This window comes from Thermobaculum terrenum ATCC BAA-798 (assembly GCF_000025005.1).
Lineage (GTDB): Bacteria > Chloroflexota > Chloroflexia > Thermobaculales > Thermobaculaceae > Thermobaculum > Thermobaculum terrenum.
The window spans coordinates 530,305-553,039 of sequence record NC_013525.1; the positions used below are offsets into that span (position 1 = coordinate 530,305).

At 50.4% G+C, this 22,735-nt stretch carries 20 protein-coding genes and 1 other annotated feature (1 of these 21 cut by a window edge); of the genes, 8 read left to right on the plus strand and 12 right to left on the minus strand.

Going from position 1 to position 22,735, the window contains the following annotated elements; genetic code table 11:
- Positions 1–109 (minus strand) — a binding site (T-box leader) (it extends 110 nt beyond the left edge of the window).
- 111 nt (positions 110–220) lie between these two features.
- The 6 genes from TTER_RS14520 to TTER_RS16320 form a co-directional block, all read right to left on the minus strand.
- Positions 221–964 carry an ABC transporter permease gene (locus TTER_RS14520; protein WP_012874431.1) on the minus strand — a complete coding sequence of 248 codons (744 nt, stop codon included), beginning with the start codon at positions 962–964 and terminating at the stop codon, positions 221–223.
- Positions 961–1,983: an ABC transporter ATP-binding protein gene (locus TTER_RS14525; protein WP_012874432.1), complete on the minus strand. Its 1,023-nt coding sequence runs from the start codon at positions 1,981–1,983 to the stop codon at positions 961–963. Before TTER_RS14525 ends, TTER_RS14520 begins: the two co-directional genes overlap by 4 nt.
- The gene (locus TTER_RS14530; protein ID WP_012874433.1) at positions 1,940–3,070 is read right to left on the minus strand and encodes an RNA polymerase sigma factor; all 1,131 of its coding nucleotides are present in this window, start codon (positions 3,068–3,070) and stop codon (positions 1,940–1,942) included. The genes TTER_RS14525 and TTER_RS14530 overlap by 44 nt, the downstream gene beginning before the upstream one ends.
- Positions 3,071–3,265: 195 nt before the next feature.
- Entirely contained in the window at positions 3,266–6,124 is a 2,859-nt protein-coding gene (locus tag TTER_RS02370; RefSeq protein ID WP_012874434.1) for a DEAD/DEAH box helicase, read from the minus strand.
- Positions 6,125–6,316 carry a hypothetical protein gene (locus tag TTER_RS02375; protein WP_012874435.1) on the minus strand — a complete coding sequence of 64 codons (192 nt, stop codon included), beginning with the start codon at positions 6,314–6,316 and terminating at the stop codon, positions 6,125–6,127.
- A 928-nt stretch (positions 6,317–7,244) separates the two neighbouring features.
- A complete protein-coding gene (locus TTER_RS16320) occupies positions 7,245–7,865 on the minus strand; it encodes a DUF7224 domain-containing protein (protein ID WP_420894131.1) in 621 nt (206 codons plus the stop codon).
- On the opposite strand from TTER_RS16320, the gene TTER_RS15535 reads away from it, so the two are divergent.
- Positions 7,819–8,229 (plus strand): hypothetical protein, encoded by a 411-nt coding sequence (locus TTER_RS15535; RefSeq protein WP_148211870.1) that lies wholly within the window; start codon positions 7,819–7,821, stop codon positions 8,227–8,229. The two genes, TTER_RS16320 and TTER_RS15535, sit on opposite strands and share 47 nt — an antisense overlap.
- 244 nt (positions 8,230–8,473) lie before the next feature.
- Here the strand turns inward: TTER_RS15535 and TTER_RS02390 are convergent, their stop codons facing one another.
- Entirely contained in the window at positions 8,474–9,217 is a 744-nt protein-coding gene (locus TTER_RS02390) for an ATP-binding cassette domain-containing protein (RefSeq protein ID WP_012874438.1), read from the minus strand.
- A gap of 861 nt (positions 9,218–10,078) precedes the next feature.
- On the opposite strand from TTER_RS02390, the gene TTER_RS02400 reads away from it, so the two are divergent.
- Positions 10,079–10,462: a hypothetical protein gene (locus tag TTER_RS02400; RefSeq protein WP_012874440.1), complete on the plus strand. Its 384-nt coding sequence runs from the start codon at positions 10,079–10,081 to the stop codon at positions 10,460–10,462.
- Positions 10,463–10,579: 117 nt separating this feature from the next.
- On the opposite strand, the gene topA is transcribed toward TTER_RS02400, so the two are convergent.
- Positions 10,580–12,715, minus strand: a complete 2,136-nt coding sequence (gene topA, locus TTER_RS02405; RefSeq protein ID WP_012874441.1) for a type I DNA topoisomerase — start codon at positions 12,713–12,715, stop codon at positions 10,580–10,582.
- 159 nt (positions 12,716–12,874) lie between these two features.
- The gene (locus TTER_RS02410) at positions 12,875–13,945 is read right to left on the minus strand and encodes a mannose-1-phosphate guanylyltransferase (RefSeq protein ID WP_012874442.1); all 1,071 of its coding nucleotides are present in this window, start codon (positions 13,943–13,945) and stop codon (positions 12,875–12,877) included.
- 202 nt (positions 13,946–14,147) lie between these two features.
- Here TTER_RS02410 and TTER_RS02415 point away from each other — a divergent pair, with 202 nt between their 5' ends.
- The 5 genes from TTER_RS02415 to TTER_RS02435 all read left to right on the plus strand — a co-directional run bounded on the left by TTER_RS02415 (position 14,148) and on the right by TTER_RS02435 (position 16,652).
- The gene (locus tag TTER_RS02415; protein ID WP_012874443.1) at positions 14,148–15,002 is read left to right on the plus strand and encodes a polyprenol monophosphomannose synthase; all 855 of its coding nucleotides are present in this window, start codon (positions 14,148–14,150) and stop codon (positions 15,000–15,002) included.
- 98 nt (positions 15,003–15,100) lie between these two features.
- Positions 15,101–15,412, plus strand: a complete 312-nt coding sequence (gene rplU / locus TTER_RS02420) for a 50S ribosomal protein L21 (protein ID WP_012874444.1) — start codon at positions 15,101–15,103, stop codon at positions 15,410–15,412.
- A 19-nt stretch (positions 15,413–15,431) separates the two neighbouring features.
- Positions 15,432–15,692 (plus strand): 50S ribosomal protein L27, encoded by a 261-nt coding sequence (gene rpmA, locus TTER_RS02425; protein ID WP_012874445.1) that lies wholly within the window; start codon positions 15,432–15,434, stop codon positions 15,690–15,692.
- A gap of 28 nt (positions 15,693–15,720) precedes the next feature.
- The gene (gene rpmE, locus TTER_RS16185) at positions 15,721–16,005 is read left to right on the plus strand and encodes a 50S ribosomal protein L31 (protein WP_012874446.1); all 285 of its coding nucleotides are present in this window, start codon (positions 15,721–15,723) and stop codon (positions 16,003–16,005) included.
- Between the two features lie 104 nt (positions 16,006–16,109).
- Positions 16,110–16,652: an RNA methyltransferase gene (locus TTER_RS02435; RefSeq protein ID WP_012874447.1), complete on the plus strand. Its 543-nt coding sequence runs from the start codon at positions 16,110–16,112 to the stop codon at positions 16,650–16,652.
- On the opposite strand, the gene TTER_RS02440 is transcribed toward TTER_RS02435, so the two are convergent.
- Genes TTER_RS02440 through TTER_RS02450 form a run of 3 tightly spaced genes read right to left on the minus strand, consistent with a single transcriptional unit; the run spans position 16,639 to position 20,229 of the window.
- Positions 16,639–18,081 (minus strand): DUF4129 domain-containing protein, encoded by a 1,443-nt coding sequence (locus tag TTER_RS02440; protein ID WP_012874448.1) that lies wholly within the window; start codon positions 18,079–18,081, stop codon positions 16,639–16,641. The two genes, TTER_RS02435 and TTER_RS02440, sit on opposite strands and share 14 nt — an antisense overlap.
- 3 nt (positions 18,082–18,084) lie before the next feature.
- A complete protein-coding gene (locus tag TTER_RS02445) occupies positions 18,085–19,281 on the minus strand; it encodes a DUF58 domain-containing protein (RefSeq protein ID WP_012874449.1) in 1,197 nt (398 codons plus the stop codon).
- Between the two features lie 6 nt (positions 19,282–19,287).
- Entirely contained in the window at positions 19,288–20,229 is a 942-nt protein-coding gene (locus tag TTER_RS02450) for an AAA family ATPase (RefSeq protein ID WP_012874450.1), read from the minus strand.
- Between the two features lie 130 nt (positions 20,230–20,359).
- Here TTER_RS02450 and mrdA point away from each other — a divergent pair, with 130 nt between their 5' ends.
- Positions 20,360–22,687, plus strand: a complete 2,328-nt coding sequence (gene mrdA, locus TTER_RS02455; protein ID WP_012874451.1) for a penicillin-binding protein 2 — start codon at positions 20,360–20,362, stop codon at positions 22,685–22,687.
- Positions 22,688–22,735: the final 48 nt, after the last annotated feature.

Genomic DNA, 22,735 nt, shown 5'->3' on the forward strand with positions numbered 1-22,735 from the left:
GGCCGACCGCTCCAGGGCCGCGTTCGGGATAAGAAGCGTCCGAGTCACACCAGCCCTCGGCTCTCTGAGCGTCTTCGTTACCCCTACTATTCCCTTTCACAGCGTTTCTATTTGTGATTTACTTTAACAAACTTCTCTCGGGATAGCAATAGTTTTCGTCAAGATTTCGTGCAAATTCGCGCAAAAATCCGCAGCAGTTCTTGCAGGTTATACGTAGACATCATCTTAAACGCCACCTCAGTCCCCTTGTTACACCTATGATGGATACGAGGGCGCATGTTGTCAGGACCAGGAGATCCATCATGAGCCTTGTGTCATTTATGCCTAACACAGCCCTTCGCAATGCATCGGCAGCATATGAGGGGGGTAGCAGCCAACCAAACCATTGGAGAACTCTAGGTAGACTCTCCCAGGGAATCATCACAGGGGCTGCGAACATCACTGTAATGCCAGCCACCTGGCTGAAAATGTTAACCAATTGATAGCTCGGACTGAGCAATCCTATTGCAGCTCCTAGCCCTGAGAGAGCAAGCGCGGTTAGCGGGAGTATGATTATTACTACTGGATTAGGTTTGAAGTGTAAGTCGTACATCAGGGTGCCACCTACCAGAGCTGCGATGATCCCTGGCAGTTGTAGTACCAGCTTGCTAGCCATGACAGCTACTATGAGGCTGGACTTGGAGATAGGTAATGATGCGTAGTACAAGAAGTCGCCTCGGTCCTTCATCCAGCCCAGGGATTGTCCTACCATGGTGATGCCTACGAAAGTAAGCGAAGAGATGGTGGAGCCCGTTATTATATAGGTTAGTCCCTCCTTAGTTTGTCCACTGCCTATGAGCCCGAGACCAAACACCAACAACAAGGGGAACACAGTAGTGAAGAATATAGTACCTGCCAGCCATCCCCTTTCCTCAAGTATTTGAATAGTGAAGAGGTAACGTACCTCCAGCCAAAATCTTCTCATTGTTCATCCTCCAGCTCTATCTTGCTGCCGGTAACGTGGATGTACACGTCTTCGAGGGAGGGTGGGGAAAGCCTGAAGTCATCCACGAGGCCATCAAGCGCACCAAGTATTTTGTCAGTGGCGCTGCCTACCCCCACGCGTGGGACGAATACCGCGTACTGACCTTGACGAAATGGGATGACTCTTCCGAAATCATGCAGGGTCTCTTCGACCTTAAGAGCAATCTCTTCTGTAAGGACATCGGGCTTGATAACCACCTCTAGCCTAACTTCATCACCCAACTGAGACTTAAGCTCTCCAGGGGTGCCTATGGCTGCTACTTTGCCTTTGTCTATTATGGCTACTCTCTCAACTATCCTTTCGGCCTCCAGTACGTTGTGGGTGACCAAAAGACAAGTGACCGGGTGCTTGTAATAGTCTTGGAGGCCAAGGATAACATCCCATACCATTCTTCTCCTGACGGGATCCAGCTCGTTGGTGGGCTCATCTAGCACTACCAAATGGGGATCTCCCATTAGTGCCATACCCATAGCTGCCACCCTTAGTAGTCCACCAGATAACCTGTCAATAAACTGCTTGCGATGTTCGGTTAGGTCCAGCATCTCCAGCAAGCCCTCTGACTGCTTGCGCGCTTGCTCGTGAGATTGCCCACGCAGCCTCCCTGTGATGTATAGGGCTCTATCTACCTCCAAATTACGCATGGCTATACGGGTTTGTGGCATGTATCCAGCCAGGGGCTTGACCTTTTCAGGATTGCTTATAACGTCTATACCTTCCACATATATGCTTCCGGAAGTTGGGGCCAGCAACCCTAGTATCTGCAGGACCAGCGTGGTCTTGCCGGCTCCATTGGGCCCAAGTAGGCCGAATATGGTGCCTCTGTCCACCTGTAGTGAGAGATGGTCGTTGGCTACTTTGCCGTTCTTGTACTTCTTGGTCAGATTTCTTACGTCTATTGCCAGTGCAGACCGTTCGCTATCGGTTGTTGATGAGTAGGATGTCGTAGTTGTCAAGCGCATATACAACCTCATATTTTGCGGATCTGGAAACGCTCTCGAAGGCTGTGACCGCAGCTTTTCTTCCCTCTCGTTCCACGTTCTGCTCAGGCAACATACGTATCCTCTTGTTGGCCTTCCAGAACGCCCTGCCTTGGGGCAAACTGAGAGCATGGCCGGCGAGCAACGACCTGCTCTCCTCCTGGCAATGCTGGCATATAGCGGTGATGAAGTGCATGGAGGTTTTTATTGGACACTCGCTATCTGGAGCTAGCTCGATCCACAAAGGTATCGTTGTGCCACAGCTTAGGCATTGCGTCCTACGAGTGCGTAAACCCTGCCCATAATATTCGCAAGCCTCCTTCATGAGTTTGTTGAGCGCGCCATTTAGTGTGGTATAGGATCTTGCTATACCTATATTGCTCCCGTTGATGAGCTGATCGTCGGGTGACGGGGTACATGTAGGACACTTCATCATAAACGTGTCGGTTGCCGGGTCCAGCTTGCCCTGTAGCTTGTCTAACCCGCAGAAGGGGCACCATATATCTGTGGGTTGCCATGAGCTTGGCGAGGCACCTATGTTGTAGATCCCTACGTAATCGGGTCGGGAGAGGAGTATCTTTCTAAGAAGCAGTTTGCCTCTGTGTATTCTGACAGCTACTGCTCCTTCGGAAATCCCAAGCTTTCGAGCTATGTCGGCCTGCGGCATTCCTTCAACTACATGCTGCAGGAGGATGGATCTGGTCTCTGCCGGAAGATGGCGTAAGGCTTCGTCAAGTATTGTTGCTAGCTCCTCACGTTCAAGCTCGATCGACAGCTCCGGATCCTCCATGAGCTCTAGCCTGTTGGACAAATCTTGGCCAACAATCTCCATGCGCCTGTAGTCTCTGGCCCTATCTCTTGACCATCGCAGGTAAACCTTACGAGCTATATTGGACAGCCACCTCCACCTGCCGGACGGGTCATGAAGCTTGTGCTTGTTGCGCCAGGCCTCGATAATGGCTTCCTGTGCCAGATCTTCAGCGGTATCTGGATCTCCAGTAAGACTCCTGTAGATCCGTACCAGCCTTTCCCTCTCTTGTACCTCAAATGATTGTGCGTTTGGTGTCATGGTGTGATTGGTAGCCTCCGAGTGCCTTTTCCATATGTATATCGCCACTTGGAGGAGAAATATTACACATTATAGGCTCCTTGTTAGGAATCCCGTGTGGGGCTGGCTGCTTTGCCACCGGACAGCCATTTCTGGAGGGATAGTCATGATATAGTTTGGGGCTCTCTTGTTCAAGGACTCGATTCTCGGGGCTATTTACTCTATAGTGCTCTCTGGTAATGGAGACTCTGCGATCTCTTTAGTATCGTCATCCAGGCTGAAGCCTAGTCTGTAGCTCTGCTCTATAATGCCTCTGCGTGCAAGTGCGGTCGCCTGGTCAAGTTTTGGAAGCAAGGGTGATCCAGGGTCTGCCTGCACGAGCATATCTCTGACCTGCCTGATGAGATCCAGGGTTTTGTTGAAGGTCATGACCAGATCGCCTTCGCCTATATCCACCTTGTCCAGGATCTGTGACAGGCTGGCGCCGTTGCACCACGCTCGCATCATACCGAAGAAGTATGGGTTATAGCCTTGTGAGATCTGGACTCCTGCTCTGGATTCAGCACGCAGTATCCTGGTCTCCAGATCATCTAACTGCCTCCTGAGGTTGATAAGGTGCTTGGGGAGTATGTGCATGTTGCTGAACTGACGATCTCGGTCATAAGCAAACCATGATAACACTTCTGCTATATCTGGAGGTGACAGGTTGTCAAGATAACCCCTGTATATCATCTCGCAGATGATTAATCCGTTAGTGTCGAACAGATTGGCAAGCAGATCTGTTTTCTCGGTTTGGTATCCATCCTCTAGATATCCAAATTGGTGAAGCACCGATACTATGCCTTTGAGAACTTTTCTGATCTGGCGCTCGCTCTCGCGAGATCGCTCCTCCAGCTCTAGTTCGGCCTCTGCTCTTCTCTGCATCAGGCGAGCAGCTTCTCTAATGTTCCTTTGGTGCTGCTTACGGACTTCGCAAGCATCGCATGGATGGTTGCGTATACGCTCTAGAAGGTCGTTGAGCTCAGCCTGGGTCTGCTCCTCGTCGAATTTCAAGGCCTCCATCTGATCAGAGATGGATAGAGCTATCTGTTCTCGGTGTCTGCGTATTAGTGCTTCGAGATCTGGTAGTTCCAGTTGCTGGATATTAGCCTGTAGCTTGCGCCATACGAGTTCATCCAGCTCAACTATCTCGCCTGAACAAACATCTTCCGAAATCTCTATCGGGAGGTCTATGCGATCTTCGGGGTTAGGTAGATAGTCTATCTCGTTGTAGGCAGCGAGCTTGTGTACTTTGCCATCGCATATAAGATGTATGGTGCCATCTGCACTCCTGCCAGCATATATACACCATCCCTTTTGGGATAGGTGAACCATGGTCCCAGGGACAAGAGATCGAAAGAGTTTCCTCAGAGCTTCCCTGGAAGGCTTTTTCCAGGGAAGCTCTTTGAGTCTTTCCTGCAGGGCTCTTTGCTCTCTCCTTAGCTCCTCCAGTCTTTTAGCGATGGCTGTACGTGTGTGGTTGAGTTCCTGATACTCGCTAAGCAGCTCCTCGCCATCGGAATAACCTATGAGGCAGCCCCTGTCTATGGAGTCTATTTGAACCTGCCACTGCTTGATTTCTTCCGATAGCTCACGGATCTGCCTGTTGGTTTGAAACTGCATTAGGCTCTGCTGCAGAACATACAGCACCCTGTCGCCTTTGGGAGGATCCCAGAGGTTGAGAACGGTGTTATAGCGAAGTACGAAAGCGCTCTGTACGGGGTGGAGTTCTCCGGTAGCTATTTCCATGGCTTCCCTGAAGCTTACCCATGAGCTGTAGGGGACAATTACATGCCCTATTTTGTCTATGCCTCTCCTCCCAGCTCTACCTGCCATCTGCTGAAACTCGTTGGGTATGAGGGGGCGCACTCCCTGCCCATCGAACTTGCTCATCTGTCCTATAACCACTGATCTGGCTGGCATGTTTATTCCCAGGGCCAGAGTATCGGTGGCGAATACGACCTTCATAAGTCCTCTGGAGAAAAGCTCCTCCACGAGCTGTTTGAGGATGGGGAGCAACCCCGCATGATGGAAGCCTATCCCTTGTCTGGCTAGGTCCAGCACTGTCTTCACTTGCGCAAGATTGCGATCCTCTGGCAGCATCCTCTGAGAGAACAAGTCTATAACCCTTTTTATCTCGTCTCTCTGCTCTTTGCTGGTTACTAGTTGCAGGCGCATAGACCTGCATAGCTCGGCTGCGATCTCGCAATCCTTGCGGCTGAAAAGGAAATATATAGCAGGCAGCATGTCTTTGTCTCTCAGGACACGGACGATATCTGGAGGCTTGGGTTCCGTTCTCTCACTCTCCAAGCTTTCTTGGACGGACAAGTTCACACGCCTTCTGAACCTCTGCCTTGCTTCTCCGCCAAGGTTAAGGAGCTTCTTGTTGAGCTTGCCGTTCTTATCAAAGGCCGGCAGGATAGTGTTATCTATGAAGTAGTAATAGGAAAGTGGTACGGCCCTCTCGTAGTGAGCTATCAACTTTGTGGGCCGATGTACCCTGCTTATCCAGTCGGCTATTTCCTGAGCGTTAGATACCGTGGCTGACAGGCATATCAGCTGTATGTGCTCTGGGCATAGGATTATGGCCTCTTCCCAGGTCGTACCTCGCTCTGGGTCAGATAGATAGTGCACCTCGTCGAAGACCACACATGCTACGTCTTCCAGCTCCCAGGGAGTCTGTAGCAGCATGTTACGCAGGACCTCAGTTGTCATTACCAGTATGCGCCCATGGCTATTCTCTATCACGTCTCCGGTGAGCAGTCCTACATCGTCGCCGTATCTGGCTCTGAAATCTCTGTACTTCTGGTTGCTGAGGGCCTTGATGGGCGTGGTGTACATGACGCGATGACCCCTTAGCCACGCATCATGTACTCCGAACTCGGCTATTACGGTTTTGCCTGTACCTGTGGGGGCAGCCACGAGCACGGAGCCCTCCTTAAGGTAGGCGTCTATAGCCTCCTTCTGAAAATCATCCAGTTCAAAGGGGTAGAGCGATTCGAAGCTACTTTTTATGTGTTCGTGACTTAGAAGCATCTAAGTAATAAAAGCCTGCGGCTCTAGACGACGAGCTCGGTACGCGACTACACAAACATGGGTACCGTCAGGTTGGTGAACTTGTATAGCCTGATACTCAACTATGATCTCTTCGTTTTCATTGAGCCATGTGAGCATCTCAGCCAGGGCGGTTTCTTCATCCTGAGACATGAAAGTTTGAGCCTGCCACATACTTTATTTATTGCTCCCTCCGAAAGTAACCGCATCTATTATACATACACCTGTTCACGGCTTACAGCTTTACACTCAAGCCTGTAAAGCTCGAATTAAGGGGAAAATTAATTACTTTTTATTTTGGATGGAAACTTTTGGAACTATTATGCGTTATTAAAAGTAGGGACAGGAAGTTTGGAGCAGACATCCCTCCGAGGGCCAGGAATGGAAGTGGTGAGCCATTCCTGGCCACTGTCCTTTTTAGTTAAGTCCTTCCTAGAAATGCTATATGTTAGGTTTAGATTTGCGCAAAGCTTTAGTTTTCGTTTCCCCAAGCGCTATTGTTCAGGATTGTCATTCGGCCCAAATAACAAGTAATTCCAACAATAAGGAGTATCGCAGCCAATACCCAAGACAGCTTGTATTCGGATCCCGCCAGTGGCCAAGCCCAGTCATAGGTTCTACCGTATTGGTCTTGTCCGAGCATAGCTACAATAATCGCGAACCCTGTGGGTAGAACGGTAGCTGCATTTGATCCAAGAAAACTCCGTCCTAACAACATAATTCCTGCGTAGCCTAGCACGTTACGTCCGGCAGCAAGGATGACGTCAGCTTTGCTTATCGAATGCAATATGATGCATAAAATTAGGCTTAATAGTGTGATAGCTAGAGTATAGGTTGTATCAAGTAGCTGTGTTGGGCGACTGGCAACTGCCTCTAGAGGAGGGTTTCCGCTCCCTAACCCCCAACCCAGAACTATGCATATAGCTATTCCAAGTATTAGAGGCATCGGCATCTTGAGCATATCACCGCCGAGGAGGTTGGGTATTGCCAGGTATAAGTACTTGGATAGATCAATTAGAAGGACTGTCACCAAAACAGTTATTGTGCATATCCAAGCACGGCGCACTTTGAGCCATAAAGTCATTCATTCACCTCTATAAAGCTAGCGATGCGATATGGATGCACACCTCTGTGCCATACGGAAATTCCTTTCGTACCATGCCCTTTGCTCAGATATTGACATGTGACGCACTCGCGCTACAGTCTGCAGTACATCTGGGGAGAACACACTAGAGATTTGATTGGGAGTTAGTCCCGCCACCTCGTCTAACCAAGCATTCAGATACTCCTGGTTTTCGCCTCCTAACCAGGGCTTATCCTCAGGGCAATCAGGCGTCGGAGGTAGCATGCTATAGGCCATTGAGTTAGTGATGATGACTCTATTCGCCAGGATGCTGAAGCCAAAGCTATTTTCATTTCGTTGAAGTGAACTGTACTCAGAGAAGGTATTTGGCACATTTATTCCGGTTGACTTCCAGGCAGTAGCAGCTCTTCTTGCGATTTCAGATACCTCATTAAGTCTGGACTTGTGCTCTGGCCACACGCATACTTTGGGCCATTGGTTTGAACAAACCAGTAATTTGGGATTCCGAGGAACTAGAGGTTCTGGACCCAATCCTCTTACCAGTGATGCTCCCAATGTGAAACCCGCAATAGCTATTAGCAGGGAGGCGGATATGCGAATAAGCCCTATCCTCTGGGTCAAAAGGATTAGAGATGCCACTAGAAAGCTTAGTGCCAGGAGAATTGAGCCCGCTATGGCACTGGGAGCAATATCAGTGTTCAAGCTACAGCATCCAGAGAAATCGCCGGTTAAGTGCCTTACCCAAAATGTATTGAGCCCAGGAGGTAAGGTCATCCATAAGAACAATGCTATCAACGTTAGTGGGGCAGCTACTACGGTAGGCAGCCAGATACCGATCGTGAATCCTAATACGGCCTGTGCCAGGATGACAACAAAGGCTACAGATAATATACGTAGGTCAGGTAACAAGATTTCTCCATTCAATAGTCTAAATGCTGTGGAAATTACAATGGTAATCCATCCTACACAAATGGGAGCTACAAGTGCTGAGAGCGCAATATAAGCTAAAGAACGTACGTGTGGGAGACGCCACCAACGAGCACGCCGCAGGCGGCCTCCTTCCCATGCTGCAATTGCAGCGCAGATCGGAGCTACCAATACGATCGCGAATTCACCTGCACCAGTCAATGCGGGCGAGTAAGGCTCTGGTGGTGTAATTATAGTATTCGAAATAGCTATTGAAATGACTACTAGGGCAGGAAAGAGTCAAACAGCTGGACTAATACGTAAGATGGTACGAAATGGCATCAATACTCTCCATTGATCACCTTAGAGTATGCGATCTCGGCGTTGCGACCATCAAGATTAGAGGGAGCCAGTGACATGAAGTCCTCTACAGTGCCCGTGAAGCGTAGCTTGCCAGATTCTAGCACCACGACCGTATTGAACAACTCTGATAAATCATCGACCTGATGAGTAGATACCACTACAGGGATATCTGGTGGTAACTCGTATAGTATCTCTCGAAAACGTGCTCTTTGGGCAGGATCGAGTCCCACGCTAGGTTCATCTAGAAGCATTACTGATGGACTGTGTACCAGGACTTGTGCCAAACCTACTCTTCGCAACTGCCCGCCAGAGAGTTCAGAAGCCTTTCTATCCATTAGGTTCCTTAGCCCCACTCTGTCCAGAGCCTGAGCAGCAGATTCCCAAGCGCCTGACCTGCTCAGTCCTTTTAGCCAGCCTGCATAGGCCACTTGCTCCCTTGCAGTCAGCCCTGGAACTGCGCGTATCTGCTGAGGCATCCAGCCGACAGCTCTTCTATACTGCCCTCTCTGTGTACGTCGTCTCGGGTTGAGATTCCCCAAAAGCACCTGGCCACGTTTGGGTCGCAATAGATCAGCACCGATAGACAACAGTGTGGTCTTACCTGCGCCATTAGGCCCTAGCAACACCGTTCTACCCATGGGCACATCCCAGGAGAACTCGTCCAAGACCGGCGATGCTGATCTCCAATAACGAAATGTAATTCCTCTAAAAGAAATGCTCATTTTCTTTTTGCTCAATTACCTACCTTACACCGAGATTTTATTGCTTCAGTACCAAGCAGTATTTTATTAACAAGATTTTTCAACATGCTAGTGTAGGGCTTAGTAAGACACCCAAACTCCGGGATTAGATGTACTTATATTGAAGCTACAATTGGTACAACCGTTTATTTCTACAACCGTAAAGTGATAATTACCAGCCTCTTGCATTTCTCCGTAATCTCCTGTCGCAGAGTTCCAACAGAAGAAATTAATTCTCCCCATGTTTTTATCTACAAAAAACCTTCTTTCGTCAGTTGGACTGTAACATTATCGTTTGGGTCATTGGCATAGTTATTATCTCGGCATCCGGCAAATCTAATCTTTGTGTGCGCATGGTCCATGTGCCCATCGTACCACGTACGCGAATCAAACCCTGTCAATGCACCAGTTATATATGAGGTCCAGCTACCCTCTGCTTGAGCTACAGTAGCTAAAGCTAATATGCAAATGAAAGTTGTAGTGATCGCCATATACTTTTTTGTTATTAACATTTCATTCTTCCTTATACACTAAAATAACGAGTTATTTACATTGCGATGTACGTATGCGTAATATTGTCAATATCTAAGTTTGTAATTATCAATTAGACTAGCGTTAATCACATAAATAAAAACAGGCACTGAGATAATCCCACTTGTTACTTGTTGGCACCTTCAGTCAGATGTTCTAAGGTCGATTAATCCTTAGGATGGGCGTTAGGCCAAACATAGGGCTTATTTACCAGATCAATGCAGGAAGCAGGATTTGTCATAAGGGAGAGATTGTTTTATTCTTATACCATGCCTTGCTGGAAGTGCATTATCTAGTATAGAGGAGTGAGCTATGGCTAAGATCTCCATTCCTATACCTGAAGTTGTGTGGAGAAACGAGACATTCGATATCCCTGAAGATAAGATCCAGGTGGTTATGGAAGCCCTACAATCCAGGCAGGAGGCTATTATAAAGAGCGTTGCTCAAAGAAACGAGGAGATATTGCACAAACTGCAGTCCCTGAACTTGAGCAAGCAGGGGATCAGCACATCCCGCAGATTCTTGATGTTGGGCTCGGGGATGGCCACTGGGCTATTGCTCGTGGCACTACTTCCTAAGGCCGTTCGCAGTGTGAGGGGAAGCCAGCAAACTGTGGAACAGGGCGAGCAGGCTACATCCCAGGAAAATGCTGGGGTAAGGCTCGAGAGGGTGGAAGTGCCCGCAGACACAGCCTAATTCCCTGCATTAGGACTCTTTGGGGCTAGCTGGGTAAGTTGTACGCTGCCTACTCTCCTGATCTGGAGAGTTATTTGTAAAGTAATTGGAGGCCATAACGGCCTCCAATTACTTTCTCTAAGCGCTTTTCTGCAGTATATTTCCCTGCCCGTCGCACCTGATGCACTTTTGCCCGTTCTTGCCATCTTCGACCTGGAGGCCACCGCAGGCCGGGCAGGGCTGTGGAAGGGGTTTGGCGCTTATCGTGAACTCACAATCTGGATACCTGTCGCATGCATAGAAGATAGATCTCCTGCCTTTGCGGGAACGCCTCTCAACCAGTTCTCCCTGCCGACAGGCTGGGCACTGCACCCCTGTGCGGTTGACTATGGCCTTGGTCGTACGGCACTCAGGGAAACCAGAGCAGGCTATAAACTTGCCATATCTGCCCATCTTGAAGACCATGGGTCTGCCGCAGTTGGGACAGTTTTCGCCTGCCGGTTCGTCCTGAATGTCAACCTTCTGCATCTCTTCTTCCGCTATGCGCACCTTGCGCTCGAACGGCCCATAAAATTCCTTAATCACCGGCACCCATGCGCGCTCTCCGGAGGCTATATCATCTAGCTCCTCTTCCATCTGAGATGTAAAGTTTACGTCGACTATGTCCGGGAAGTGCTCGACCAGCAGGTCGTTGACGAGCATACCCAGCTCCGTTGGTACTAATGCTTTGCCGTCTTTGACCACGTAGTATCTTTCCTGCAGCGTGGAGAGGATTATGGCATAGGTGCTAGGTCTCCCTATACCCTGTTCCTCCAGAGCCTTCACCAGCGATGCCTCGGTATATCTCGGGGGAGGTTGTGTGAAGTGCTGCTCAGGCAACAGTTGTATCAGGTTCAGCACCTCTCCCTCTGTCATAGGAGGCAGAGCCTTACTGCCCAGCTCCTCTTCCTGATCGTCGTCCTTGCCTTCCTGGTACACTACCAAAAAGCCATCGAACTTTATTACCGAGCCTGTAGCTCTGAAGATATAGGGGGCTCCACCGCTCCTGGGTTCTGCTGCTATATCGACGGTGGTGCCGTCTATTATTGCGTTGGCCATCTGGCTGGCTATAAACCTCTGCCATATAAGCTTGTAGAGCTTGTACTGGTCAGATGTAAGGTACTGCTTTATGGCATCAGGATGCCTCTTGACGCTGGTGGGCCTTATGGCCTCGTGTGCTTCTTGAGCGTTCTTGGCCTTTTTGGTGTATACCGGCGGCTTTTCAGGGAGATACTTGTCCCCAAACAACTGGGCAATGACCTGCCTGGCTTCTTCCTGAGCCACAGTAGCCACGTTGGTACTGTCGGTCCTCATATAAGTTATTAGACCGACATCACCCTCATCGCCCAGTGATACTCCTTCGTATAGACTCTGGGCCACGCTCATGGTTCGGCGGGCGTTGAAATTAAGTTTCCTGGATGCCTCCTGTTGCATGGTGCTGGTGATAAAGGGAGGCGCGGGCTTTCTTTGGATCTCCCGCTGCTTGACTTCAAGTACCTTGTACGTGGCACCTTCCAGAGCCTCGATTATCGCCCTGGCCTGCTCCTCGTTGGAGATCTCTACTTTCTCGTCGTTGATCCTTACCAGTAAGGCCCTGAACTGATCCTTCCGACTCGGCTTCCTGCCCTTCGCTGGTTGCTTGGCAAGGTCGGCAGAGATGGTCCAGTATTCTACTGGCACAAAGGACTGGATCTCTCGCTCACGATCAACTACCAGTCTCAGGGCCACTGATTGTACTCTTCCTGCCGATAGTCCTCTCTTGACCTTCTTCCATAGAAGAGGGCTGATATTGTAGCCGACAAGTCGGTCAAGGACTCTTCGAGCTTGCTGAGCATCTACGAGCCTCATGTCGATCTCGCGAGGATTAGCCATGGCGTTGCGTACTGCATCTGGTGTTATCTCGTGAAATACGACTCTTCGGGCTTTGCTAGTGTCCATACCAGTGGCCTGTATCAGATGCCAGGCGATAGCTTCCCCCTCACGATCGGGGTCAGTTGCTAGATACACCTCTCGTGCCGAGGCCACGCTCTCCTTGAGCTCTTTAACTGTCTTTGATTTATCTCTGGGTATGAGGTACTGTGGCTGGAAGTCGTGCTCGGTATCTACTCCCAGCTTGCTCTTGGGGAGGTCTCGGACGTGCCCCATAGAGGCTTTGATCGAGTAGCCTCTGCCCAAATATCTGCTGATCGTCTTGGCCTTGGTAGGCGACTCAACTATTACTAGTTTGTTTGCCATGCTCTATCAACCTCTAAGGATTACCTCTATTTATTCGAACTTAATGTTTTTCGAACTGGATCACAAGCTTAGTACTCAGGTAATCGCAATGTCAAGGATGAATATATCATCCGACTTTATAACACGCCGAGAGCAGCAATTATGCCAATAGTAGAACTCCTACAGGTGGGTATCTCTGCCCATCTCCCTCAGCTTGTTAACTATCTTGCGCACCTCCTCAGCCCTGCTCTTTGGACACACTAGCACGGCATCTCCAGTCGATACCACTATCATGTCCTCCAGTCCGATTGTGGTTACCAGACATCCAGAGCTATATATTAATGAATTTCGGGTGTCGAACGTCATAACATCCCCTATTAGGGAGTTCCCATTCTCGTCCTTTTCGAGGATCTCCGCGAGTGCTCCCCAGTCACCTACGTCGCTCCAGCCTATATCTACAGGTATGGTAACCACTCTGTCAGATTTCTCAAGCACTCCATAGTCGATGCTGAGATCCTCCAGCTGTGGCCACAGTTCATTAACTACATGGCGTTCTTCTGGAGTTCCTACTACATCCTTGATCTTTTGGAGTGCCGCGTGCAGATTGGGCATGTATTTGGAGATCTCTTCGAGGATCACCGAGGCTTTCCAGATGAACATGCCGCTATTCCATACGAACCTGCCGCTGTTCACATATTCGGTGGCTGTCTGCAGGTCGGGCTTCTCAGTGAACCTGAGCACCCTGTGGACTTTATAGCCATCGACTTGCTTTATCTCTTCTCCCAGCTCCATGTAACCGTAGCCTGTATCCGGATAGCCTGGAGATATGCCCATGGTGACCAGGTAGTTATCGAGGGCTACCTGAGCAGCCGCCTTTACGGCAGAACGAAACTCTTCCTCCTTGAGTATCACGTGATCTGCTGGGCAGGTCAGAATAACTGCCTCAGGGTCAACATGGGCCACATGCAGCGCTCCGTAGCCGACGGCTGGTCCTGAGTTACGCCCGACTGGTTCTTCCAGCACGTTATCATGAGGGATCTCAGGAAGCTGCTTTCTTACCTCATCTGCGTGTTTGTGGTTAGTGACCACCAGGATCTTGTCCGGGGATGTAAGCGGCAAAATCCTTCTGACCGTTTCCTGGATCATAGTAGTATCCGACTTTACCAGCCTTAGCAGGTGCTTGGGGTTATTGGATCTGCTGTGGGGCCATAGTCGAGTCCCACCGCCACCTGCCAGCACAATTACATACATCTCCCTAACCTCCCAAATGAAGTCTCATGTTCGAGCCGCATTATAACCTACAAGTAGTGCGCAAGCCCTTGACAAAGGGTTGCCTAGATGGTCAAATTGCTTCAGCCTTGAATTTGTGGTTCCATCTGTGGCTGATTTTATGCTATTAGAGGTATTGTTGTATTCTGTGATCTACTAACTCTTGCAAGGAGTTGCGAAGGACTTGAAAAGTATCAGGCCAGCGCTCGTTATAGTGCCATGTTACAACGAGCGTGACAACATAGGTAATCTAATAAACGAGATCCTGGCTCAAAGTGATGATTTCGATATCCTGGTAATAGATGATAACAGCCCTGATGGTACCGCCGAGGTCGTAAAGGCTCTCCAGAGAGAACACCCTCAGGTGCATCTCATGCAGAGAAGCAGAAAGCTTGGTCTAGGTACCGCATATCGGGCTGGCTTCAAGTTCGCACTAGACAGGGATTACCGATACATAATAACCATGGACGCGGACTTCTCCCATCAGCCGTGCTATTTGCCGAAGATGCTTGAGCTCGCTGCTTCGGCAGATCTGGTCATAGGTTCTCGTTATGTGCCAGGAGGTGGTACTTCCGGTTGGCCGGTGCACCGCAGGTTTATAAGCGGCTTCGCTAACTGGCTGGCCAGGACGGTACTGGGACTTTCTGCTCATGACTGCACCGCAGGTTTCAGGTGCTATAGAAGAGAGACTCTTATAAGGGTAGATCCTGATACCATCCTTTCCAGTGGGTATAGCTTCCTTATAGAGATGCTCTACAAGGTAGAAACGCAGCGCATGCGGGTGGTTGAGTTGCCCATAATCTTCGTGGACAGGATAGCGGGCAAGAGCAAGATAAGCAGATATGAGATCTATAAAGCCCTATATACTTTGGGGCGCCTGAAATTTCCTAACCTGCCATGGGGACGCATAGCTCGCATAGGGGGCAAGTACGGAGAGCCGGGAGCGGTCGCCATAAGCATATTTGCTCTTTTGAGCATGGTTTGGGCTTTGGTGAAGCGCAAGGATATAAGTGACGATTTTGACGCTAGCGAGAGATAGTTGTTATAATTAGCAGTCGCCAGGGCAAGGCATTTTGCCCTGCTTTTTGTTGTTTGCTCATTTGAAAGCTTCTTACCATCTCGACGGAGGGATAGTAATTGTACGCTGTAATTCGCACCGGCGGCAAGCAGTATAAGGTAGCTGTTGGTGATCAGCTTAGTGTGGAGAAGTTGCCTGCAGAGGCTGGCCAGGCCGTTCAGTTCGATGACGTGCTTCTGGTTGCCGATGGCGAGAACGTCAAAGTTGGGACCCCTACAGTAGAGGGGGCTCTCGTAAAGGCTACCGTCCTGGATCAGGAGAGGGGACCTAAGATCAGGATTTTCAAGTTCAAGGCTAAGAAGCGTTATCGCAGGCGGGCAGGCCACAAGCAGAACTACACCAGAGTAAAGATAGACGAAATAGTTGCCTAGAAAGTGAGGTGAGGCACAGATGGCTCATAAGAAGGGTGTTGGAAGCTCTAGAAACGGTCGAGATAGCAATCCTAAGTACCTGGGCGTCAAGAAGTTCGATGGTGAGTATGTCAAGCCTGGCATGATCATAGTTCGCCAGAGGGGTACCAAGATCAGGCCGGGTGATAACGTGGGCCTTGGTAAGGACTATACGATCTTCTCCCTGGTAGAGGGGACCGTAAAGTTCACCCCCTACTCCAAGACTCAGAAGAAGGTCAGTGTAGTACCTCTGGCTCAGTAGTTTATCAAGAAGCAATAGGTGTGTAGTTATGAAGCCAAACATTCATCCTCAGTACGTAGAAGCAACAGTTCACTGCTCTTGTGGAAATACCTGGAAGACCAGGTCCACCAAGCCCAATATAAGGGTTGACCTTTGCTCTAAGTGCCATCCATTCTTCACCGGCGAGCAAAGGATCGTGGATACTGCTGGTCAGGTAGACCGCTTCATGCGCAGGCTGGAGAGGCGTCAGGCTGGTAGGGGTGGTGGTACACCCGTGACGATTCCAGCTGAGGAGCGTCCTACAGTTGCGGAGGCAGAGTCCCAGGAGCAATAGTCTATAAAAGCCGAGTCAGTATATCTGTTAGCAAGAAAGTTGCTGGAGCCTATCGCTAGTGATCAGCCCAGCAACTTTCTTGTATTGTGGGGTCTGGATAAGTCATGAGCGACAAGCCCAGGTTACGCCAGCTGAAGGCGAAGGCATTGAAGGATTTCCTGAGAGGCGTGCAGCGCCCAGAGGTAGACCTGGTTTTCCTGCTACAGGATCTGGAAGACCCGGTTAACGTGGGCGCTGCTTTTCGCATAGCTGATGGGTGCGAGGCCTCGGAGATAATACTAACTGGTAAGACGCCGACTCCTCCTGATTCAACCATCGCTGGTGTTGGCAGAGGAGCGCACAGGCGTATCCCATGGCGGTATGTGGAGCATGCTGACGAGGCTCTAGTTGAGCTCAAAGGGATGGGATACATGGCCTGTGCTATCGAGGTGGCTGAGGGAGCAGTCCCTTATTATTCCTTGAAGTATCCGGACAGAGTATGCCTGGTTGTAGGGCATGAGTACCATGGAGTTACGACCAGGACTCTATCGGTCTGTGACAACGCTGTGTACATCCCTATGTATGGCAAGATAAAGTCCTTGAACGTTCACGTGGCGTTGGCTGTAGTCGCGTTTCACGTCCTGCATCAGCAGCTCATCTGTGGCTAGAAGATGAGTTGGTTTCAACCCTTAGCTTACTTCTTATCTCCTCTGCAAGTTCTCTAGCTCTTGCAGCATCCTGTGCGGTCAATGGCTTTCGGCTGTACCTGGCCAGATCGTAGAGGTCAGCTAGCTCTACAAGCGAGGATAGCCCTTGATGAGTGCTATGTTCCAATGGGGTTTCGTAGGGCAGCCTGGGTTTGCCTATTTCCCGGTAGAGCCCTAGTACTTCCCGGTATGTTCTTCTTACCTCGGCAGTGTAACGCCATCTGGAGTCTCTGAGGAGGAACATAAGAGGATCTGTGGCCATCTTTTTACCCCGCCTGGCCAACCTTGCCAGCAGGTTACGCAGGGTCTTCCCCAGTTCCAGGTCTCCGTAAGCGTGCTCTCTTTGTACGCTTGCCTTGGTAAGTTTATCTCGGGATGGCCTGTGCCTGATCAACAGAAACAGGACTATCAGCAGTACACCCACTATCAGCGCGATCTCGAGCGTGTGCTGGGGTAATCCCTCACCGCGTTGCCTGATGATACGTTCGAGGTCTTCCTGAGCGTTCCTGGGAGGTCGTTCGGGTAGAGGGTTCAGATTCAGCCTGTTCAACGCTGGCTCAAAGATCTTGGCTATGAGGTAGATTACTGGTACCAGGATCAATTGAACTATCAGGCTAATGATGAGCAATATCCATCCCAAGATAGTAGAGACAATCTTCAACAGGATGTCTATCAGCGATGTCTGTGGTGAGTACAGCAGCAGGGATAAGCCTATGCCTAGAAGTGCCAGGATGGCTATTGGGAATAGGGAGGAGATTAGCCATCTTCCTACGATCCCTTTGCCGATAAGCTCTTCGCCTTCCTGGCGGAAGGAGTTGCTTACGGCTAAGGATGCTATGCCCAAGGTATAACATCCTGCCAGGGATAGTACTATCAGCGATGTAACGCTGGGGTTATTGCCTAGTCTTCCTATCCCTATAACAGTGAGAATTGAGATGGGTATGACGGCAATGCGCAGATAGTACTCGATATCTTCGGAATCTGGAGTGTTCCTTAGTACCTGCCGTAACCAGATGATGATGCTTGCCAGGGATACGAATCCCGGATTATGAACAGACAGATTCCCCTCGCCCAGCAGCGAAAGCAGGTAGTCCCTTATCCAGTCGGCGTCGCTCCAAGCGATCTGGGGGTAGCATAGGTATTTCACTGAGAGCACACTAGTTGCCAGGAAGCAACTAATTGTCATGCCTGCATACAATTCGTGGCTACGACCCTGAAAAAGTCTAGGTATAAAGTAGGCGATCACACCCAGGAGCCACATCCATATCATAGGTGGAACAAAGCGAGGCTCAGATGAGAAGACCAGCATCGCGAGGTAAAGCAAGCAAGATTCCGATCCTGTCAACAGAACTATTACCCAGTTTTTGGGGGCTATGATCTGACTGAGCATACTCTAATCCTGCCTCACGTTCTCGGTAATTGCAGAGGCTGCAGCCTGCTTGCTATTGGTGACCGCCAGCTTGGGATCTATAACTATAACCTCTCTCCCAAGCGCTCGATTGATGTGGATCTGCTCTTCAATCCCCGGAGTCATCACGCAGGTTATGACTACGATTATTGCCTCCTGTGGGAACTGGCGACGCTCGCGAGCCAGAACATCTGTAAATTTCATGCTCTCATGTGCTGGGATTTTGGCAAGTATCTCCATCATGTTCATGAAAGCTTTCTGGTCTCGTGACGGTCTGATGTTTACGGGGTTCCATGTGCCCGGATGAAGGCTGTTGACTATCAGCCCGCATGCCCAGCGGGATTGGCTGGCCTGATTTATGAGTGTTGCAGCCACGCTTATGCCCAGCTCCACACTATCGATATCCGGAGGTACCCATGGAACCGTCGTCCCCTCCAGATTGAGGCATATGACCATGCTGTGCGCCTGCAGTGGCCTCCAGATCTTGGATTGCAATTGGCTGCTTCTGGCCGTGGCTCTCCAGTGGATCTGCCTCCTGGTGTCTTCGGGCACGAAGGGTCTTGCACCGACCACGTTGCTAGGGTCTACTATGACACCAGGTGTGGTCTTGCTCCCTTCAAACGGCAGCCTGTACTGGGGTGCTAGCTGCTCGATAGGCACCAACCTTGGGTACACAAGTATTCTGCTAGTGGCAGGAACGTGCGATTCACTGTCAAAGAATCCAAGAGGATCACTGGTCTTCATCAGTATGGGGCCAACTCTGTAATATCCTCTGCGAGTACACGTCACTTTGTAACGCCACCTGACCTTTTCTAGAGGTCCTATCGATACGTGGTGCCATATATGTACGTTCGAGCCGTAGGGCCCCCTGCTGGTGGTCCCCGAGGGAATCAGTGATCTGTCTAGGTATTCACGGATACGTAGCTCGGGTATGGGGAGTGGTTTGAGATTGGTGACCTCCATCTCTATCTCGGTGCTTTCCCCAGGGAAGATTTTGGGATTCAAGACCTTCCTGTGGAATCTTATTCCTCGGAGTGCGTACCGAGACCATAGCCAGGAGACTCCTACAGTGCCGACCAGCACCAATCCCAGTGTGGTGATCACTATGTTGCGGCCTATAGCTCCTCCAAGGAGCAAGACCAGACCGCATATTAGCCAGTAGACGTGGTGTCTTTCCTGCATAACGACCTATGCTTCCGCCTCTACGGGCACCTGTATTTGCTCGATTATCTCCTGCAGTATTTCCTCTGCGCTTCGCCCACGAAGCATCGACTCCTGAGTGAGAACTAATCTGTGTGCCAGCACTGGTACTGCTAGCTCCTTTACGTCGTCTGGGAGGACGTAATCTCTGCCTCTGAGCGCAGCTAGAGCTCGTGATGCCCGCAGGAGTGCTGTACCGGCTCTTGGACTTCCTCCCAGTTGCACTGCTGGATGCTCTCGGGTGGCTCTTATTAGGTCTACTATATATTCAGCTATCGATTCCTCGACCGTGACTGCAGTTGCCTCTTCGGTGGCGTCCAAGATCTGTCGTGTGGATGTAACAGGCTCGATATGTCTGATGCTCTGTGGGGAATGGGTCAGCAAGACCCTTTTCTCGTCCTCTCTGGACGGATAGCCCATGGATATCCTGAGAAGGAAGCGGTCAAGTTGAGCTTCGGGAAGAGGAAATGTACCCTCCAGCTCTATAGGGTTCTGGGTGGCTATTACCAGAAAGGGAGAAGGCAAATCTCTGGTTTCCCCTTCTATGGTGACCTGTCCCTCCTGCATGGCCTCAAGCAGAGCCGACTGGGTTCTGGGTGCTGCTCGGTTGATCTCATCCGCCAGGACGATACCAGCGAAGATTGGGCCCTCGCGCAGTAACCATTGGGATTCCCTTTGGTTGTAATAGTAGGCTCCGGTGATATCTGAAGGAAGCAAGTCAGGGGTGAATTGTATACGACTAAATGAGGTATCGATGGACTTGGCCAAGGCGCGCGCCAGAGTTGTCTTCCCGACTCCAGGCACATCCTGGATCAACACGTGTCCTTGTGCAACAAGCGCTACCAGCAGCATCTCAGTAGGTTTATCGGCGCCCACAAGGACTCTTCGAACATTCTGTTTTATGACCTCTGCAAGCTCTCTGGCTGACATAATATCTCCTTATTGAATAATAGCAGGACTCAGGATAATGATACTTCGGTGCTTACGAACTGTCTAGCTGAAGTGTTGTGCCTGGTCTGTTATCATTTAGGGAACAGAACATAATTGGAGAGGAGGTCTAATGTACCGATACGGTAGATATTCGGGTTATAGGCGTCGGAGGAGGGCCAGGAGGCTACGGATACTGGCGATAGCTCTGGTGGTAGTTATCCTCGTTGGCTCCTTGCTCTATACGACCAGGGCAGGAAATAATATCCTGTCCAACATAGGGCTAAGAGGCGCCTCCCCGCAGGCTACACCTACATCCAATATCGCTGCTCAACCCACATCTAGACCGACGACAGTTACAAGCCCCTCTCCTAACAATAACGTGCCACCTACTGCGGTGGTGACTCCTGAAGCCACGCCTACTTCTCAACCCAAGCCGACGGCCACATCTACCCCCTCGAAGTCTCCGGTGGAGACCGCCAAGGCGTATATCGCTAACTGGGAGGCAGGTAGCTATAGTGACATGTACAAGCTTCTGTCGGACGAATCTCAGAAGCAGTACGATCGCCAATACTTCGTGACCCGCTATCAGCAGATAGCTGCCATGGCTACTATCCAATCTGTGGATGCGTCTCTCAATACCTCAGATGCTATAAATGCTGGCAACGGCAACATAATCAGGTTCCCATTTAACGTGACCATTCATACCCGCCTTGTGGGAGATATCAAGGAGCAGAATCTCCTCACCCTTGTCAAGGAGGATGGCGTTTGGAAGGTCCAATGGGGACCCAACATGATATTCAAGGACCTGAGCGGCGACAACCTTATAAGGATGTTCCCCTATTCAGCACCCAGAGGGAGCATCTACGACCGCAAGGGGAGGCCGTTAGCAATAGAGGGTACTATAGCCCAGATAGGGGTGGTGCCGGGTCAGATAAAGAATGAGAAGGTGCTCCTTCAAAGGCTTAGCCAGGCGCTTGGTGTATCTGAGGATTACATAAAGTCCCGTTATCAGGGAGGACAGCCTGACTGGTTCATGCCGATCAGGGATCTCACCAAGCAACAGGCGGCGCAGCTGCAAAAGCAGGTCGGTGATATTCCTGGTGTTGCCTTCCAAGAGAGGGTAGGCAGGGAGTATCCACAAGGTCCTATATTGGCTCAAGTGATAGGTTACGTCGGAGCTATTACCGCAGAGGATCTCAAGAAGCCGGAATATAAGGACTACTCTCCTACCGATGTGGTAGGTCGAGCCGGATTGGAGGCCTGGGGCGAGCCTTACCTGCGTGGCAAACCTGGTGGCAAGCTCGCAGTCGTCACTCCTGACGGCGAGATAGTGAAGGTCATAAAGGAGGTCAGGGCAGTCCCTGGGGATGACATCTACCTGAATATTGACTTGGACCTACAGATACAGGCTGAGCAGGAGCTCTCCAAGGGAGGATACCGAGGAGCTATCGTAGCTATGAACCCCAACAATGGCGATATTCTTGCGCTAGTAAGTGAGCCCTCATACGATCCCAACGATTTTGTAGTAGGTATATCCCAGAAAGAATGGGAGGCTCTCAATCGTAAGAGCTCAGGCTATCCGCTGATCAACAGAGCTACAGGGTCCTCTTACCCCATGGCTTCAACTTTCAAGCCGATATCTCTGGCGGCAGCGCTTGAGGCTGGTATATACAAGCCTACTAGCATGTTCTACGACCCTGGTTACTGGAACAAGCTGGGGGAGAACCCCCCCAGAAGGGACTGGAAGCCAGGAGGACACGGCTGGATAAGCCTGGAAAGTGGTCTTGTGCAGAGCTGCGATATAGTCTTCTACGAGGTTGGCCTGGCGCTATACAAGAAGAGGTTTGATTACCTTTCTGAGTTTGCCAAGAAGTGGTGGTTAGGTAGATCACCAGATGTTGACGGTGTGGTGAATGCTTCGGGACAGGTGCCGGGGCCAGGTGTCCCCTACCCGGGTTGGGGGCCTGGCGATAACGTCAACCTGGCTATTGGTCAGGGTGCGCTCAACGTGTCGCCTTTACAGGTGGCGATGGTTTATTCCACCATCGCTAACGGTGGAACTATCTATAAACCGCTTCTCATAGACAGGATAGTTGCTGGTGACGGCAGCGGCAAAATAATCAAGAAGTACAAGCCTACTGTTCTCGGGCGTGCCCCGGTCAGCCAGGAAACGATGGATGTAATCCATAGAGCCCTGAAGGATGTGACCTCTTCGCAGGTTGGTACAGCTTACTATGTGTTCAAGGACTTCCCGATCCCTGTGGCTGGCAAGACCGGTACCGGGCAGCAGGACGAGAAGCTGCCGTTTGCCTGGTTTGCTGCCTATGCTCCTGCTGATAAACCCTCGATCACGGTTGTAGCCCTTGCCGAGAACGCGGGCGAGGGATCCGTGATCGCTGCACCGGTAGTAAAGAACGTGCTTGCCGATTACTTCAACGTGAACGCAAGAACCAGGTAGAACCCTAATTGGTTCACAGGCAGGTGGGAATTATCTACCCACCTGCCT